Origin of the sequence: Leptospira kirschneri serovar Cynopteri str. 3522 CT (assembly GCF_000243695.2) — a bacterium.
Classification (GTDB): Bacteria; Spirochaetota; Leptospiria; order Leptospirales; family Leptospiraceae; genus Leptospira; species Leptospira kirschneri.
Genome location: NZ_AHMN02000010.1, coordinates 162,764 through 179,215 on the forward strand (window position 1 = coordinate 162,764; position 16,452 = coordinate 179,215).

Annotated in this window: 9 protein-coding genes; 7 read left to right on the top strand and 2 right to left on the bottom strand. The window is 36.1% G+C overall.

The window, feature by feature from the left end; genetic code table 11:
- The 3 genes from LEP1GSC049_RS213720 (at position 1) to LEP1GSC049_RS213715 (ending at position 4,198) form a co-directional block, all read left to right on the top strand.
- On the top strand, positions 1-1,071 hold the full coding sequence (locus LEP1GSC049_RS213720) for a sulfate/molybdate ABC transporter ATP-binding protein (protein ID WP_004750725.1): 1,071 nt from the start codon (positions 1-3) through the stop codon (positions 1,069-1,071).
- Between the two features lie 774 nt (positions 1,072-1,845).
- The gene (locus tag LEP1GSC049_RS02000000224710) at positions 1,846-2,043 is read left to right on the top strand and encodes a DUF1563 domain-containing protein (protein ID WP_004770319.1); all 198 of its coding nucleotides are present in this window, start codon (positions 1,846-1,848) and stop codon (positions 2,041-2,043) included.
- 259 nt (positions 2,044-2,302) lie between these two features.
- Positions 2,303-4,198: a DUF1561 domain-containing protein gene (locus tag LEP1GSC049_RS213715; RefSeq protein WP_016560855.1), complete on the top strand. Its 1,896-nt coding sequence runs from the start codon at positions 2,303-2,305 to the stop codon at positions 4,196-4,198.
- Between the two features lie 356 nt (positions 4,199-4,554).
- Here LEP1GSC049_RS213715 and LEP1GSC049_RS213710 read toward each other — a convergent pair whose 3' ends face one another.
- Positions 4,555-5,760 carry an Lcl C-terminal domain-containing protein gene (locus LEP1GSC049_RS213710; protein WP_016748091.1) on the bottom strand — a complete coding sequence of 402 codons (1,206 nt, stop codon included), beginning with the start codon at positions 5,758-5,760 and terminating at the stop codon, positions 4,555-4,557.
- A 1,396-nt stretch (positions 5,761-7,156) separates the two neighbouring features.
- Here LEP1GSC049_RS213710 and LEP1GSC049_RS2000000228795 point away from each other — a divergent pair.
- Positions 7,157-7,351, top strand: coding sequence for a hypothetical protein (locus tag LEP1GSC049_RS2000000228795; protein WP_004762918.1), 195 nt, complete (start codon positions 7,157-7,159; stop codon positions 7,349-7,351).
- Positions 7,352-7,447: 96 nt separating this feature from the next.
- Here LEP1GSC049_RS2000000228795 and LEP1GSC049_RS213700 read toward each other — a convergent pair whose 3' ends face one another.
- Positions 7,448-8,854 (bottom strand): OmpP1/FadL family transporter, encoded by a 1,407-nt coding sequence (locus LEP1GSC049_RS213700; protein WP_004759253.1) that lies wholly within the window; start codon positions 8,852-8,854, stop codon positions 7,448-7,450.
- A gap of 97 nt (positions 8,855-8,951) precedes the next feature.
- On the opposite strand from LEP1GSC049_RS213700, the gene LEP1GSC049_RS213695 reads away from it, so the two are divergent.
- From LEP1GSC049_RS213695 to LEP1GSC049_RS213685, 3 genes are read left to right on the top strand one after another with little or no spacing between them, the layout of a single operon-like run.
- On the top strand, positions 8,952-10,070 hold the full coding sequence (locus tag LEP1GSC049_RS213695) for an oxygenase MpaB family protein (RefSeq protein WP_004759333.1): 1,119 nt from the start codon (positions 8,952-8,954) through the stop codon (positions 10,068-10,070).
- Positions 10,071-10,075: 5 nt separating this feature from the next.
- Positions 10,076-10,741 carry a transmembrane-type terpene cyclase gene (locus LEP1GSC049_RS213690; protein WP_004750688.1) on the top strand — a complete coding sequence of 222 codons (666 nt, stop codon included), beginning with the start codon at positions 10,076-10,078 and terminating at the stop codon, positions 10,739-10,741.
- A 9-nt stretch (positions 10,742-10,750) separates the two neighbouring features.
- Positions 10,751-16,030 (top strand): trifunctional serine/threonine-protein kinase/ATP-binding protein/SpoIIE family protein phosphatase, encoded by a 5,280-nt coding sequence (locus tag LEP1GSC049_RS213685; RefSeq protein WP_016560856.1) that lies wholly within the window; start codon positions 10,751-10,753, stop codon positions 16,028-16,030.
- The last annotated feature ends 422 nt before the right edge of the window (positions 16,031-16,452 follow it).

Sequence of the window (16,452 nt, forward strand, 5' to 3'; positions counted from 1 at the left end):
GTGGGAATCGAAGTTAAGAATCTTGTAAAACGTTTTGGAAATTTTACTGCCATCGACGATCTTTCGTTAGATGTTCCTTCGGGAGAGTTAGTCGCTCTTTTAGGTCCTTCCGGTTCCGGTAAAACTACCTTACTTAGAATCATCGCCGGTCTTGAAGACGCGGACAAAGGTCAGGTAATTTTTGAAGGTAGAGAAGTGGGTAAAAAAAACGCCAAAGATAGAGGTGTAGGTTTCGTATTTCAACATTATGCGTTATTTAGACACATGACGATTTTTGAAAATATTGCATTTGGTCTTGAAGTTAGAAGAAGAGCTGAAAGACCGAGTAAGAATGTGATTAAAGACAAGGTTATGAGTCTCTTAAAGCTCGTTCAACTTGAGAATTTTCATAATCGTTATCCTTCCGAACTTTCGGGAGGTCAAAGACAACGGATTGCCCTCGCTAGGGCTCTTGCTATTGAGCCTCGTTTTTTACTGTTAGACGAACCTTTCGGTGCCTTGGACGCAAAGGTGAGAAAAGAATTGAGAAACTGGCTTAGACGTCTTCATGATGAAATTCATATTACGAGTGTTTTTGTGACTCACGATCAAGAGGAAGCGCTCGAGGTTTCGGACAAGGTGGTCATTCTTAGATCTGGTAAGATAGAGCAGGTCGGAACTCCGGACGAGGTTTATAATCATCCTAAAAATTCGTTTGTGTTTCATTTTTTGGGAGACGTAAATCTGTTTCACGGAAGGGTTCAGGGTGGACAAACCCAACTCGGTGAAATTAAGGTAGATGCTCCGGAACATTCCGAAATTGAAAACGCTTCCGCCGTTGGTTATGTTCGCCCTTATGACGTGGAAATTTTAAGGGAACCGATCGAAGCACAAACGATTCCGGCCGAAATTCAATATATACATTCGACCGGTAGAAACGTAAAGATTGACCTTAAACGTTTAGATACCGGAACTATCTTGGAATCACAACTCAATTCTTCCGAGTTTCAATCTCTCAATCTACTTCCTGGTGAAACCGTTCATATCCGTTTTAAAAAGATAAAGGTCTATGTTGAGGATTATACAATTTAGTCGAGTCATCGGCTGAATTGTTTCTATGGAATCTTTTGACATGTTTTTTTATTTTGTGATATTCGAGAAACTTTATAACTTTATAAAAATAGAATATTATATTTTTAATTTCTAGAACAATAGTTGTTTGTTTTATGGATTCAATATTATGAAATGAATTTTTATTTCATGGGGTCTTAAAACGTCGATTTTATGTATAGATCTGATCTTAATGAATACTGAATATTTTGAACTCCAATAACATTTTGTAATCAAACTCATAGTATTTAATTTTATAGATTTTAATAAAAATCAGGGTTTGATTTATTTTTTAAAAGAAAACCGCAAAGAGATTGGGATAATCTATTTGTTCATAAAAGTAAAACGGTGAATGAATGTTTAAAATCAAATGAGAAAAAACTTCGAGCGGAATTTTTATGCGCCTGAATTCAACCCGCAAGAATCCATTTGGTAATAGGGATGGGTAGTTCTTTATATACTGTTATAGCTTTGATATTACAAAATCTGTAGAACCATTATATTAGAGTTGTTGAAAAATTAATTCTTGATCTGTTTGTATTGGATTGAATGGAAAATTGAAGCAATTTTACGAATCCTCACTATGGAATTTTTCAACAACTCTATTCATTTTTTCAATTACAGATTAAAATCCTAATATAATTCATATATAGGTTCAAAATAAACAGATAATCATTAATCTTCATTAGAATATTCCTAACAGTGAAAATTTTTGTTTTCACTGAGGAGCAAAAAAGATAATAGAAGGTGAAAATGATGAATATATTTTTAACGATTCTAACTAATTTCTTTTTATTAGAAACATTAGAAAATCTATATACAAGTTATGTAGAATATTTTCTAAAACAGACATCTTTAGATAACGTGCAAAAAATTTCCAAAACGAATCGAAAGCAGAACAAAATGCCAATTCTTCTAATCTTTAAAATTCTAATTTCTCCAATTGTTATCTAGTTAAGAAATTTCTTAGATGTATCTGATTATAAGATCAATCATAGATATCAATTATAAAAATTCGTATTAGAGTTGTTGAAAGGTATTAATAACGATCAAAAAGACGATGGTAAATGATACTGTATGTCTTCCATTTACTCGGATTTTCCCGACTTATTGACAAATCGATTCAAACAAGATGAGAGAAGACTGATCTATCTCATGTAGTTATGGATGTTACATGACCACGTCTTAATTTTTCAAAAAAGAGGAGGTAAGAATGGGTCGTTGGATAATTTTATTATTAGTTTTGTTGGTTTCGATTGGAGTTGGTTACTCTTACGGTGTAAATCCTGAAAGTGTTCCTATTTTATCGAATAAAATTCCTGGTTCGATCATTCAAAGACCTACCGATAAACCCAAAGATAAACCTATCAAAATCGTAATCCATGATGGAGGAACGTTTTGTTATGCTCCAGTTTTTATCGGAGGTAAAAGTTATATTCAGATTGAGCAGTGCTGGGAACAAGAAGTTAGTAATGCTAGATACGATGTATTTCAAAGAATTTCTTATTACATTAACAACACGTGGTTGTGTATTACTGTACCGGAAAGTGTAATTAAGGGAGAAACAAACTGGGATTATGTGAACCTACAACCTTGTACGATCAATGATCCTCTACAGAGATGGATCGTAAAGGATAACTCTTTTTGGACTGCAGATGAACGTTATCGGTTAAAGGATTATAAATGGTATGCTTATATCTCAAAAAACTCAGGGGATTACTATGACCATACCTTAGATTCTTCTATGGATGATTGGGTTAAGACCGTGGCCACTCCCGGAAACATTAGCATTCTGACTTCTATCTCTTGGAAACTGGGAAATGATCGTTACTTTATTCGTTCTGGAAGCTCGGATAAAAATACGACACCAATCTACTACAATCCTGAAAGTGGTCATCTTGCTCAATACAACCCAGTCAGTGGATTGCTCTCTTGTATGTATTCTCAGGTAAATAGTTATAATTGGAATTGGGTTAAGTGGTCATTGTGTAGTGATGCACCTATCAGTAAGGCTAATCCCGCTTATTGGAATGTATATCTTGAAACTGGAGAAGGCGGGATGATTACGGATTATCAAGGCAATATACTCCGAGTTACTAGATATGGACCGAATTGGGGTGTTGCCTATGCAGTTAAGCTCTCTTATTTGAAAGAAGATACTACCAATAGTCCTACTTCTCTGTTTTTTGTTGATAGAGATTTATTAAATTGGGCACGTTACACAGCTAGTAATCTTGGAAAGACAGAACAGTATTGTCCTGCAGGTAGGAAAGAAAATTATAATATAACAATAAAACGAACCTTACCGCCTGGCTTTCAATTAACCGAAGAATGGATTAGGAGACTTTACGATATAACGAATTCAACTTTATCTGTAGGCGAGGTACAGATTCGCGGTATATGTGGTGTTTGTCTGCTTCATACTTTTCAGATGTTAGCTGAGCTTCAGGAGTATCATTCCCACGGACCTATTCAGGGTGGAGGTTACTTTTTCGATACAGCTCCCAATAGAGATCCTTTTGACTCTTTTAGACAACGTTATCCGGAATTAGATACTTTGCTGGTAGATGTGCCTAACGTATATGGTTCTGCTGCTGGTACAACTAGACTACTAACATTAGCATCCGCTCGGATTATGTTGCCCCAGTATGGATGGACTCTCTCTCGTGAATTCACCACTCGGTCTGAAATCCTATCTCATGTTAGATCGCTCATAGGTTCTTCACCTGGAAATGTTTGGTTGGCGTTAATGCTAAGATATAGTCCAGACGCAAGAACTCTTATATGGCATGCCGTTCCAATTCTGAGAACCTCTCAAGGGTTAGTGGTAATTCCAACGAATTGGTCTTCACTGCCATTTAATATCTATAGAGGCTATTTAACTCCCACCACGGATCCTTTTCAGGTGATCAGTAATCTAGAAAGACCAGGTAGGCCCTTACTGAGATTTATCACAATAAGATTAGATCAGGTTTACCGCAATGTTTTTGATTTCATGATCTCTAACAGAGATTGTACTGGAGAAGGAGGAGATAGAAGAGGTACAGGACGGTATCCAACCAGTACATTAGTAAATCAGTGCTCAGGAGGCAGATGCACATTGATGTAAGTCAGTGATCTAGTGACTTAAAAAACGGACACCTTTTTCTCAGCAAATTGAGGATGAGGTGAAAATGAGTAAAAAAAACGTGAATTCGGTATAATCAATGCGAAAGGGATCGATGCGGAGTCAAGTTATTGAAATTAAAGAAATTGAATGTATTACTTAGCACACAATAACTTGACTGGAGCTAAGAGCCCGGTCCAGTCTTTGCTTGCAAAGACTGGATTCGCCCCCATTTTATTACGTTGAACACACTTTAAGTGAATGATACAACTGCTCTTTCCAAATCGATTGATTGCAGAAATTATCCTAAGGATTTAGTTTTTTATTTAGAAGTTCGTTTTAATAGAGGGTTATTTATATTAAAGATTTGTAACACAGATTCCGCTTGCTGCTAAGGTTTTTGTTAAACTCGATAAAATACCTCCATTAAAATTAATCACTAAACTTTCGGTTAGAGTTGCTTCGTTGGTTGTAGAAGTCCAGAATGTGGTGTTTGCGGGAAAGTTTGGAAATGCGGCTGGAATGGCTGGATTTCCAGCACCGGAGTGATCTACAATACTTAGTAGTTCATTTGCGTTAGGTAGTCTCCAGTTGTTTCTTCCTGCAAATACCGCTACGTTTAAGTTATTACATCCATTGAAAGCGGATTGTCTGTTTCCTGAAAATAAAACCCCCGCTGTACAATTTACATTTGATTTTCCTAATGCACATTTGGACCAGAGTAGTTTTGCGTTTTGATCCGTAACGGTTCCATTTCCGTTGTCTAAGAATGAAAAGGCGGGTAAGGGGTTTCCAGAAACACAGCGTAAAAATACGTTCGCGCCTACTTTTACAAATGGTTGAATTGGAAGTCCTAATGTTAAAAAATCAACAACCCAAATCTCCGCCACGTTGAGTGGATAAGTAGTGTTTGTCATATAGAGATTGGTTATATCCGCATTTGGAAATTGTACGTTTTCAGGATGGGCTGGATTTGTAGAATAACGATAAAGACTCATAAATTCTTTAAACTCTGGAATCCTCCAATTGGTTCTACCCGCATATCCGTTTCCTCCGTTTTGATTGTTTAGGTCGGAACAACTGCCAGGTCCTCCCACGTTAGTCGCCGTATCCCAATCCATCGCTGTCGCGGCTCCTAAAACACAAGTAGGTCCGCTTTGACCTTCGGGACAACTTTTCCAGACGAGTCCCCGTATGTTGTCTAAGGTCGTATAATCCGTTCCATATTGAGGATGTTGTGTGGGGCCTGTAAAGGAACGAGAATTTGGAGTGTTTATAAATTCTCCGTCTTGACCACTATTGGAACACGCAGTTAACACTCCGCCAGTTGTCCAACATTGAGTTTGTCCGGTATCACTAACAGCGCTTAGATTAAAGTTAGGTGGCGGTGTTACGACAGGAATTGGAGTATTATTGGAAGTAGTTGCCTGAGGTTCTTCACTTTCATTTGTATTCGGACTTAAAAAATATCTAAGGATTGCAAATGGAGGTTCTGGTTTGTCTGGAGGACTTACCATACAACTAGATACTATGGAAAAAAATAAAAATGCGGATCTTATATTCATAAAAATCTTATTTAAAAATAGACCGAAACTAAACCGTATAGAATCTAGAAGTCGTAATTCTAACTTGTAGATTTTTATAAAACAACTCATTTTATCGAATAGGATGGATTAAATGATAAATTTGTATTCAGATTTAAAATGATTGTTTTGTAATCATCAAATTACTCCGTAAAATTTTTAAAACCTATTTTTAGTGATTCGTATATATTTATCACATGATATTACTGATTTCTATAAAATTGAATATCTTTAATTTTTATTACAAAACACGATTTCAGTGCAAGATATTCGGTACTTTATTTAACGTAAGTTCTACGTAAAGGACCATAATTCTGAAAAAAGTTAGGATCTGAATTTTATAGATCGATTTCTAAAATGTAGGAACTCTCACAATTTAAAAAATAGAAGTTTATAATTTGTAGTATTTCAAGTGTGGGAACTATTACAAAACTTAGGTTTGTCTGTAAAATGATGTGGGAACTACCGCAAATCACGATTCTAAGAACAAATTCTAAAATGTAGGAACTCATACTTTTAGAAAAATCTTTCTCAACTGAACTTACGTTAAAACGAATTTAAATTTTGATGATGGCCGCAAAACAGCAGTTTTGTGCAGAAAATCGGATGGACGATGATTCTTTTTGTATTTTATAGTAGTTCCCACAATTTTCAAAGTTTAACCGGTAAATCCACAATTTGTGAGAGTTCCCACATCTATTTTTTTACGGTAAAATTGACCTAGGATAAAACAGTAACGTGAGTTCTACGTAAGAAAACCGGGGCGAATCCGGTTTGCCACAGGCAGCCGGACCGGGCTCTTCGCTTTGGTCAAGTTATTGTGAAACTCGAGAATCAGATTCAATTTTCATAAAATACCAATAACTTGATCCTGTCGAGCGACCGTAGAAGCGAGACGCTGAGTTTCCAGAGCGACCCTTAGGGAGCCATAACCTTACCCACAAGTTGAATAGGATTTTAGAATCAGAAGGCTCAAAAACGCACATTTTTCAAGTGTTCCGACAAGAATGAGTCTTTTTACTTGCAAAAAGTATGTTTTTCTGATAAAGAAAAGTCTTCTGAACTTCTCCACCTCCGCCCCCACCCAAAAATAGGGAAAACTAAAGCACAACGCTCTCTATGAATCGCGTTGTGGGGTGGGAACTCAGTTTTACAGAGGATTTGTCGTAATTCCCACAGATTTAATATTGAGATCCAAATACTTGTGGGTAAGGTTATGTTAGGGAGCGATGCATTGAGTTTGAGGAAAGCGTTTTGCTGAGTTCAGGGAGTGAGATGCTGAGTTCAGGAAAGCGTTGTGCTTTAGTTCATTTATCGATCCATTTCGCGTTATGCCGAATTAACATTAAATTATATTTTTAAAATATTCAAAAAATAATTGAATGTTCGTATTTATCCAGAGTTTTATAAAAAAGTCCTAATCTTTTATACGGAAACAGAACTTTATTATAAAAACTTACAGTATTCAATTTTGAACCTGTTTCAAAATATAGAAATAAACCTCTTGGAAATTTCTAATCCATTGTTGGAATTCCCACAAAAACCGTCCGTCGTTCCGTCCGTAAGTTTTTAAAAACGGAGTTTAACTCGGATTTGTTGTCTTTTTGAAGTAGATCTCACATTATTATAAGTTTTGAAATAGGATTAGTAGTAAGCAAAAATTTTTAACTCACTCGAACTTATAAGAAGCGCCAAATAAAATTGCAGGCACGTCCGATTGTAAAGATTGAGAATAATTTAATATTCGAATGTCATTTGGACCGAACGCGGAATGTAATACCGCCCAGTTGTTTCCTGGATCTGCGGAGACTTTTTTGGCGAATAAATAATTGATTGCAAGGTCAAAACTCCATTTCCCAGAAAGAAAACTCAATCCCAGGGTTGCCAGTTGTTGGACCATGATTCCTGCTTGTAAAGCGCTGATTCCTTCGGAACGCACCACACCTGTATTATAACGATAACCACCTCTATAAACAAAAGAATCCGATTTGTATTCTATTCCTATCGCTCCCGCCCAAGCGTCGTGATACGCTAGATTTTGGGTGATTGTATTCGTTTTTCCTAAAAAAGTTGGAAACCAAGGGTCTTCTAATCTCTGTTTAAACGTTTGATCATAGGAGTTGTAATTGTAATACAAAAAATCCAAACCGATTTTTAGAGATTCGTTTCCAAAAGAAAAACCTAATCCGTGTTTTTCGGGAAGATTAAAAGTGGCCGAAACTCCGGTTCTTCTGTAATTATTGACGTCTCCGATTCCTATTTGCATTCCACCATCCAAAGGAAGGATACTTCTAGTTTGGTAGGAATATGCGATTTTAAACAATTCCGTAAACGTATAAGAAAGTCCGAATATTCCTCCCATAGAATACGCGTTTTTACTTCTATAATCAAAACCCTGGCCCGGAATCTCCAAGGTATGGGTAATATCATAAAATTTTTGATTGGCGATTTGTTTGGAATAGATCGTTTCAATTCCCATACCTACGGAAAGATTTCCGAATCGATACGCTAAAGCGTTGGTCGCTTTTACTACATAAAATGTAGTGGATAAATCTTCTTTAATTTTTTTTGAATCTCCGATTGGTCCTGGAATATCTGCACCCGACCAATCTCTCAGGGATTGAGCGTTAGGAGTTAATCTGAGTATTCCGTTTACCTGACCACTTCCTCCTCCCGGAACATAAATTCCAACTCCGTAGCTCAACCGATCCGTGAGCGGAAGTGTCAAACCGAAGTAGGGTAAGGGCGCAAGAATATTATAATTTTGAGAATTATGATACTCGATTTCTGGATTGGTATCGGTTAGACGATCCTTATATTGGGAACGAATGTATGGCAGCCCGATTCCGAACTCAAGTCCACCTTTGGAATTGAGAACTAAATTTGCGGGATTGGTTGCTAGATCCATTGGAGAGCCTCCGATGGCAAGATTGACCCCTGCCATACCCGCATATCGAGCGTTATGAGAAGGTTGAAATACTCCCACGCCGAACAACGAATTTACGGATATAGGTCCGATCCAGATAAAAAATAAAATTTTAAAATAGAATCGAAATACGATTTTCGTTTTTTGCATGTGTAACACTTTATAAGATTTGAATTTCTGAAAAGTTATTTTTCTTTTCACATTTCGGAGGTTTCGTAAAGTTTGTGACTCCAATGAGGAAAATTGAATGCAGAATTTTATAAAATATAGATCCGTAACAGACGTTTATGCGGATCAGGTGATACAGGATTATTTTCAATCCGATAAAAAAGATAAACTGAGAAGTTTAGCTTTATTCAATATTCTAACGCAGAATTTCGGACCTATACCGACGGAACTTCCTTCTTACTTTAAGGAATATTTCGAAAAAACCAGTGTTCTTCCAGGCTGGGCCGATCTTAAAAAAATTCAAATTGCAGAACGTGTATTTGCTACATACGGACCGCAGATACTCATGATTCTATGTTGTAAATCTCTTCCTATGGCTTATACCTGTGGCAACGGAGCGGAAGTACTTGTTTATACGGGAAGACTCGTGGAAGAAAACGGCTCCACACAAAAAGTATTTAGAAGACTGATGGAAACTACACAATTTGTAGTTTCCGTTTTGAAAGAAGGAGGTCTTTCTCAAGGAGGAGAAGGAATCAGGGCCGCACAAAAAGTAAGACTGATGCACTCTTCGATTCGTCACTTTATACTTGAATCGAATCAATGGAAAGAAGAATGGGGCAAACCAATCAATCAACAGGACATGGCCGGAACCTTACAATCCTTTTCCAGCCTGATTTTAGAAGGTTTGGCTTTCTCCGGAATTACGTTAGACGAAGAGGAAAAAGATTCTTACATTCATCTTTGGAAAGTTGCGGGTCATATCCTGGGAGTACTTCCTGAATTATCACCCGATACATACGAAGATGCTTATGCTCTCGGACTTTCTATCTTTCAAGATCAAAGAAGAAAATCGGAGGCGGGAAAGATTCTCGCAAAATCACTGTTAGATTTTATGGAATATATGGTTCCAGGAAATTTGTTGGACGGAGTGCCCTTGTATTTTCTTCAGAAATATTTAGGTAAAGAAAATTGTGAAATTTTAGAACTTCCTTGGGAAGAAAAAGAAATCCTAGGAGAAATTCTAGAAAAAGTTATCACCGGTTTTGATCAGACATTGAGCGAGAATGATCATTTTCAAAAACTTGCCGCGCATTTTTCATCCAAACTGATTTTAGGAATGGATAATTTCTATTACAAAGGTAAGAAGGCTAAGTTTGAAATTCCACCTTCTTTAAAAGGAAACTGGGGAGTATAGATCTTATGGAACTCTTGGAAAAAATTTTAACGGACCCTTATTATTTGGGAAAGTTCACACTTCTTGAAAACGTATTTTTACTGATAGGAGTGGTTTTTTGGGCATACGTCTACTTTGCGTTAATCGTGGATTCAAATCGTAAACAGTTTGTGGAAATGCCCGTGTTTATTGCCTGTGGGAACATTGTTTGGGAATTTCTTTGGGGATTTGTCATCCAAGAGGATATGGGAATTGTTTTAAATTGGGGTTATAAACTTGCGTTTCTTTTGGACGTAGTGATTTTTTACAACGTATTTAGATACGGACAAAAACAATTCAAAATATCTATTAGTACATTAGAATATAGAATTTTACTTTTGGTATTATTATTGTCTTGGGGGGCTCTGATTTATACTTATTACGTAAATAGATACGACCTTTTTACCGGTTCCAATTCCGCTTATATACTGAATTTATTCATTTCCGCCATGTATCCGGTTTTGTTTTTATCCATGAATGACAATCGATTATTTTCTTATCCGATTGCGTGGTGTAAATTTTTGGGAACCGTATTCTTTACCGTATTTTTGTTTCTTTATTTTCCCAAAGAGTATTTTGTTTTATGTCTTGGAATATTGGTTTTTATAGCAGACGCTTATTACGTTTATCTATTTGCAAAAACCAGAAAGTAATTTATAAAAATGTCAATTAGAACCGAGACTTCTTTTCATAAAAAGGAAATCCTATTGGAGGATCACGTTTCTACGATTTACAGAGGGATATTAAAAGGTGAATCCGAAACTAAAATTCTTAGAATACAAAAGGAAAAAACTCGAGAAGAGGATTCATTTTATTTTTTAAATGAATATGAAATCGGTAAACTGATTTCAGGCGATCATATTCTGAAACCGGAACGTTTGATAAAGGTTCAAGATCGGTACTGTCTCGTTTATGAAAATTTAGAAAGTTCTCTTTTGTCGAATTATATTGTCAAGGTAGGTCAGTTATCGATTGAAGAATTTCTTCAAGTAGCCATTTCTATCACCGGAAATCTGGTTCATTTACATTCGCAAGGGGTTCTTCATAATCAGATTAGTCCTAGTTCCTTTTTTTACGATACGGATACTAAAACTTCTGTTCTTGCTTGGCTTGGTTCTTCTTCTTTACTTTTAGGAGAAAAAGGAAATTTAGCGCCCTTACAAATTTCTCCCACGTTACTCGCTTATTCTTCTCCGGAAAGAACTGGCAGGCTCAATCGTTCCGTCGATTTTCGTTCGGACGGTTATTCGATCGGAATTTTATTCTATCAATTCTTAACCGGAAAACCTCCTTTTGAATCGGATGATCCTTGGGAGATCATCCATGCCCATATCGCCAGAGTTCCGGTTGCGATTTCCGAAAAAAGAAAGGAAATACCAATTCCGATTTCGAGTTTAGTGATGAAACTTCTTTCCAAGATGCCTGAGGAAAGATATTTTTCTCTCGAAACTTTATTACACGATCTTAGGATGTTAAACGATTCAATTCGTTCTCGAAAAAGTGTTTTGGAATTTATCCCTGGTTTTACGGAAAAAAAAGATAAGTTTAGGATTTCTGAAAAATTATACGGAAGGGAAAAAGAAAAAGAAATTATAGAAGAAGCAATTTCCGCGGTTTATTCCGGAGTTAAGGCTGCCATACTCATTAAGGGAAAATCCGGAACCGGAAAAACTTCTTTAATCCAAGATACGATTCTTTCTAAAGAATTAAACACATTACGAAGTTTTAAAGGAAAGTTTGAAGAAGATAAAAAGGAAATTCCTTACTTCGCTCTTAGGCAAATTTTAGTCGAGTTATGCAATCATCTTCTAACTCAATCCGAATATGAAATTCGATCTTTTCGAAGAGAAATTCGAGAAAAACTAGGGGACAACATTCATCTTTTGACCCAATTTATACCGGAGATAGTTAATTTACTCGAAGTTCATTCCGTTTCTTCCGATTATCAAAGTCAAAAGGATGATCAGTTTTTATTCGTAGTCATATTAAGATTTTTATCCTCTTGTTTCAACCGGCATAATCCCGCCTTACTTATATTAGACGATATTCAATGGGCCGATTCGGCGTCTCTTTCTCTGATTGAATTTATATCCAGACAAACCGAATGGGAAGGTATGTTGTTCGTTTTTATCTGTAGAAACGAAGAAGAACATTCTGATTTTCTAAACTCTTTTCGGGAGAGAATTTTAAATTCGGAAATGCTTCTTCAGGAAATTTCCCTAAATCCTTTAGATCCTGTGATGATCCGAAGTTATGTGAATGATAGTTTAGATCTGCAAGAGGAGGACACTAAAAAACTTACGGAAATTCTCTATCAAAAAACGAACGGAAATCCTTTTTTTCTCAATCAGTTTTTCAACAATCTTTATACAGAATCCTATATACAATACCAAAAGAGTTCCGGGATTTGGAGTTTAGATTGGGATCAGATCATTAAAAAAACGGTAACCGAAAACGTATTAGATCTTCTTACGGAGGAGATTATTAGACTTCCAGAAAATACACAAAAACTTTTAAAGGTAGCCGCCTGTGTAGGAAACCTTTTCGATCTTTGGATTTTATATAGATACTTTCAAAATTCTCCAGAGATAATAGAAACCGGAATTCGAGAATGTATTAAACAAGGAATCGTAATCTACCAAGAATCTCAGGTAAGTCTTTATCCCGTTTTACAAATATTAAAAAAAGAGAATACAGAAGGATTAGATAAAAATAAACTTTTTGAAGGAATCATGTTCCGTTTTTCTCACGATAAAATCAATCAGGTCATCGTGGAATCGATCGCTTCGGATCAAAGAGCCGAAATTCATAAAAACTTAGCTTGGTTTCTGGTAGAATCGGATCTGGTTTCTTCTAAACAGGAGAGAATTCAGGAAATTGCAAATCATCTTGTTAAATCTCAAAAGATTATAAACTCTAAGGAAGACTTAGAAGTTTTTAATCGTTATCTCGTTTTGGCCGGAAATTCGGCAAAACTTTCTGCGGCGTTTAACACCGCTTATAACCTTTTCTCTCTCCTTAAGAAAAAAATTACGGAAGAATCTTGGAAGGAAAGAAAAGATCAATGTATTCAGATTTATAAGTCGTTTGCAGAGTCTGCTTATTTTCTTTCTAAAACCGCGGAAGCGGAGAACACGGTTCAGGTTTTACTTTCTAAACTTCATGATCGAATTGAAATCGCTGACGTTTATTTGATGCAATTGGAAGTGATGAACGCGAAAAACGATTTGGACGGTGCATACAAAGTCGGATTAAAAGCGCTTAAATCTTTAAACGTACAATTCCCCGAAAAACCCGGGATCTGGATTTTGGTTTTGGAATTTTTAAAGATGGTTTATTATCAAAGGGGAAGAAGTCCGGAACGTTTGAGGGAGGCGAAAAAAAATCAGGACCCTTATAAAATAGAAACCATCAATATACTTACGAATATGTTGAACTATGGAAAACATTCGGATAGTAAGTTATTCGTATTCCTTTTTTTGAAACTGATGAATATCACTCTTAAGGAAGGAAATTCTCCAGTCAGTTTTTTTGGTTATGCTGGTTTTGGTTCTCTTCTTTTTGCGATAACCGGAAATTTACGGACCACACTTAGATATTGGGATTTAGGAGAATACGTCATTCAGGTTTTTAACGCGGATCGAATGAAAGGCAGATATTTATTTGGAAAAAATATGCTACTTGATTTTTACAGAGAGCCTTTTTCCAAATTGACACTACTTTCGGAAGAGGCCTACGAAAAGTGTATTCAGTACGGAGATTATCTCTGGGCCGCGTTTTCTTTGATCGCACATACTATTTATCAACTTTATTCTTCGAATAATTCTGAATCATATTATGAAGTTCTAATTAAGGACGTAAAACGAGCGGAACAATTGGGTTACGAAACCGTCTACGTGATCGCCGCCAGTTCCGATTTTCTAATCCGAAGTCTGGGAAATCCTTTCCGGCCGAACGTAATCTACAAGGATCAGGAAATGTCCGTGGAAACTTTTGAACGGGAAGTTTTGATCCCGAATGCAAACGGAACCGCGAACACTTGGTATGCCGTTTTGAGAGGAAAAGAAACGTATTTACGTGGAGAGTGGGAAGAGGGTTTAAAAATTTTTTCGCAATTTGCAAACGATTTGGAAAGATCCAGGACAATTTTTATCTATTCCGAATATAGATTTTTCAAATCGCTTCATTTGATCCGTTTGAGCGAAACGGGAAAAAAATTAGGTTTTTCGGATTTATATTTTATCAAAAGATCTGTTTCTTTATTTAAAACCTGGTCTGAAACCTTTCCGGATAATTTTGAATCGTATTGGTATATTCTAAAAGCAGAATATAATAAATATAAGAAGAACTTTGCAAAGGCAGAAACTTTTTTCGAATCGGCTTTGTTTTCCCTTCAAAAAAACGATAGCAATCTAAGAAAAGCGATTGTTTATGAACACGCTGGAATGTGGGAGTTTGGAAGGGGAAGAAAACAATACGCCAATTATCTTTTAAAAATTGCGGAAAAACAGTATCGAACCTGGGGTGCTTTGGCAAAAGCGAATCGTATTCAGGCAATCAGACAACCCGATGAAGAGGCGGGAATTTTTTTACATACGAGAGAAGAAGCTCTTTTAGATACGATCCTTAAGTCCGCGGAAAATTTAGATCTAAGAAGTGTATTAAAATCTTCTCAATCCATCTCGGAGAGTATTGAACAAGACGAATTATTAAAAAAATTAATGCGAACAATTATGGAGAATGCGGGAGCCACGAGAGGATTTCTAATCCTTCCTAGAAAAAGTGGATTTTATGTGGAAACTGGACAAGATATTGAGGAGGAAAATATTCTACCTAGATCTTTGATTTTAGATTCCGCGTCCGAATTGTTGCCGGTTGAGATCGTATATTATTGTTATCGATCTGGGCAAAAGATACTATTGAATAATACCTCTTCCAAGGATTCTCTTCATTCCTTAAATCCGTATGTAATCGAAAAACAACCCAAGTCCCTTCTTTGTTTTCCGATTACAAAACAGGGAAAAATTTTGAGTGTACTTTATCTCGAAAACCGTCTCACCTACGACGTGTTTGACGAACATAGGTTGGAAATTTTGGAAATTCTTTCCTCTCAGGCTGCGATTTCATTAGAAAACGCTAAATTATACGAGGATATTACCGGTTTGAACGCGGAGTTGGAAAAAAAGGTGGAACTTCGTACTCAGGAATTAATGCAGTCTCTCAAAATCATACGAAAAGATCTTTTATATTCCAAAAAAATTCAACGTAGTATTCTACCGGATCATCCAAATCTTCCAGGAATTCTTTATGCGGTTTCTTATCAACCTATGGACGAAGTAGGAGGTGATTTTTACGATCTATTTGAAATTCGTCCAGGTGTTTATAGATTTTTTGTGGCGGATGCCACCGGACACGGAGTCCAGGCAGCTTTGATTACTATGGCAATTAAAAGTGAATATGAACACTTAAAAAAGACCGAAAAAAGTCCTTCTGATATATTAAAAGAATTGAATATAGTAATTTTGGAAAAGTTCAAAACTTTATATCTCACTTGTGTCGTCGCAGATATTAACGTAAACGATTATACTCTGGAATATTCTTCTGCGGGACATCCTCCTCAGGTTCTTTGGAGAGACGGTAAAGCGGACTTTTTACATAAAACCGGCGCGATTTTAGGTTTGAAAAAAGATTTTATATATTATTCTGAAAACGTGGAATTAAAACCGGAAGATAGGATTTTTCTTTTTACGGACGGGGTTTACGAACAATTTAACTCAAATAAAAGTGAATTTGGAGAGGAGCAGTTTTTGGATTCTATTCATTCTTCTAGTTTGTTGAATCCTGAAGAGCAGATTTCCAAAATGCAAAAAGATTTAAATTTGTTTTTACAAGGGGCACCGATTCAGGATGATTTTACTCTAATCGCAATTGAAGTATTTTAAACTCGCCTAATCGCGTTTAAAACTAAAGACGATTGTTATCCTGTTTACTGTATCAATTTATTGACCAGAGCTTAAGAGCCCGGTCCGGTTTTCTTACGTCGAACTCATGTTAAATTATATGTTTTTGTGGGAACTCTTACATTTGGTAAAAGAATGAGGTTTAAAAATAATGAATTCTGTGGGAACTACTACGAAAATTTAACAAGATTGAACTGCTCGAAAAATTCACAATTTGCCAAATGCGACCTAATTTGTAGGAACTACTACATTTTATTAAAAAATTTCTAAAGAATTATCGTGTAAAATTCTTTGGGGTTTTGGGACAAGCTTTAAGATTCAAAAATAATGAATTCTGTGGGAACTACTACATTTTTTAGAAACTTTGTTTGAGAAATTTTCTTTTACTTACAAAATGACGTTTA

Excerpts from the sequence above, each read along its gene's own strand:
- LEP1GSC049_RS213715 (WP_016560855.1), top strand. The coding sequence starts at position 2,303 with ATGGGTCGTTGGATAATTTTATTATTAGTTTTGTTGGTTTCGATTGGA.
- LEP1GSC049_RS213710 (WP_016748091.1), bottom strand. The coding sequence starts at position 5,760 with ATGAATATAAGATCCGCATTTTTATTTTTTTCCATAGTATCTAGTTGT.
- LEP1GSC049_RS02000000224710 (WP_004770319.1), top strand. The coding sequence starts at position 1,846 with ATGAATATATTTTTAACGATTCTAACTAATTTCTTTTTATTAGAAACA.
- LEP1GSC049_RS213700 (WP_004759253.1), bottom strand. The coding sequence starts at position 8,854 with ATGCAAAAAACGAAAATCGTATTTCGATTCTATTTTAAAATTTTATTT.
- LEP1GSC049_RS213690 (WP_004750688.1), top strand. The coding sequence starts at position 10,076 with ATGGAACTCTTGGAAAAAATTTTAACGGACCCTTATTATTTGGGAAAG.
- LEP1GSC049_RS213685 (WP_016560856.1), top strand. The coding sequence starts at position 10,751 with ATGTCAATTAGAACCGAGACTTCTTTTCATAAAAAGGAAATCCTATTG.
- LEP1GSC049_RS213695 (WP_004759333.1), top strand. The coding sequence starts at position 8,952 with ATGCAGAATTTTATAAAATATAGATCCGTAACAGACGTTTATGCGGAT.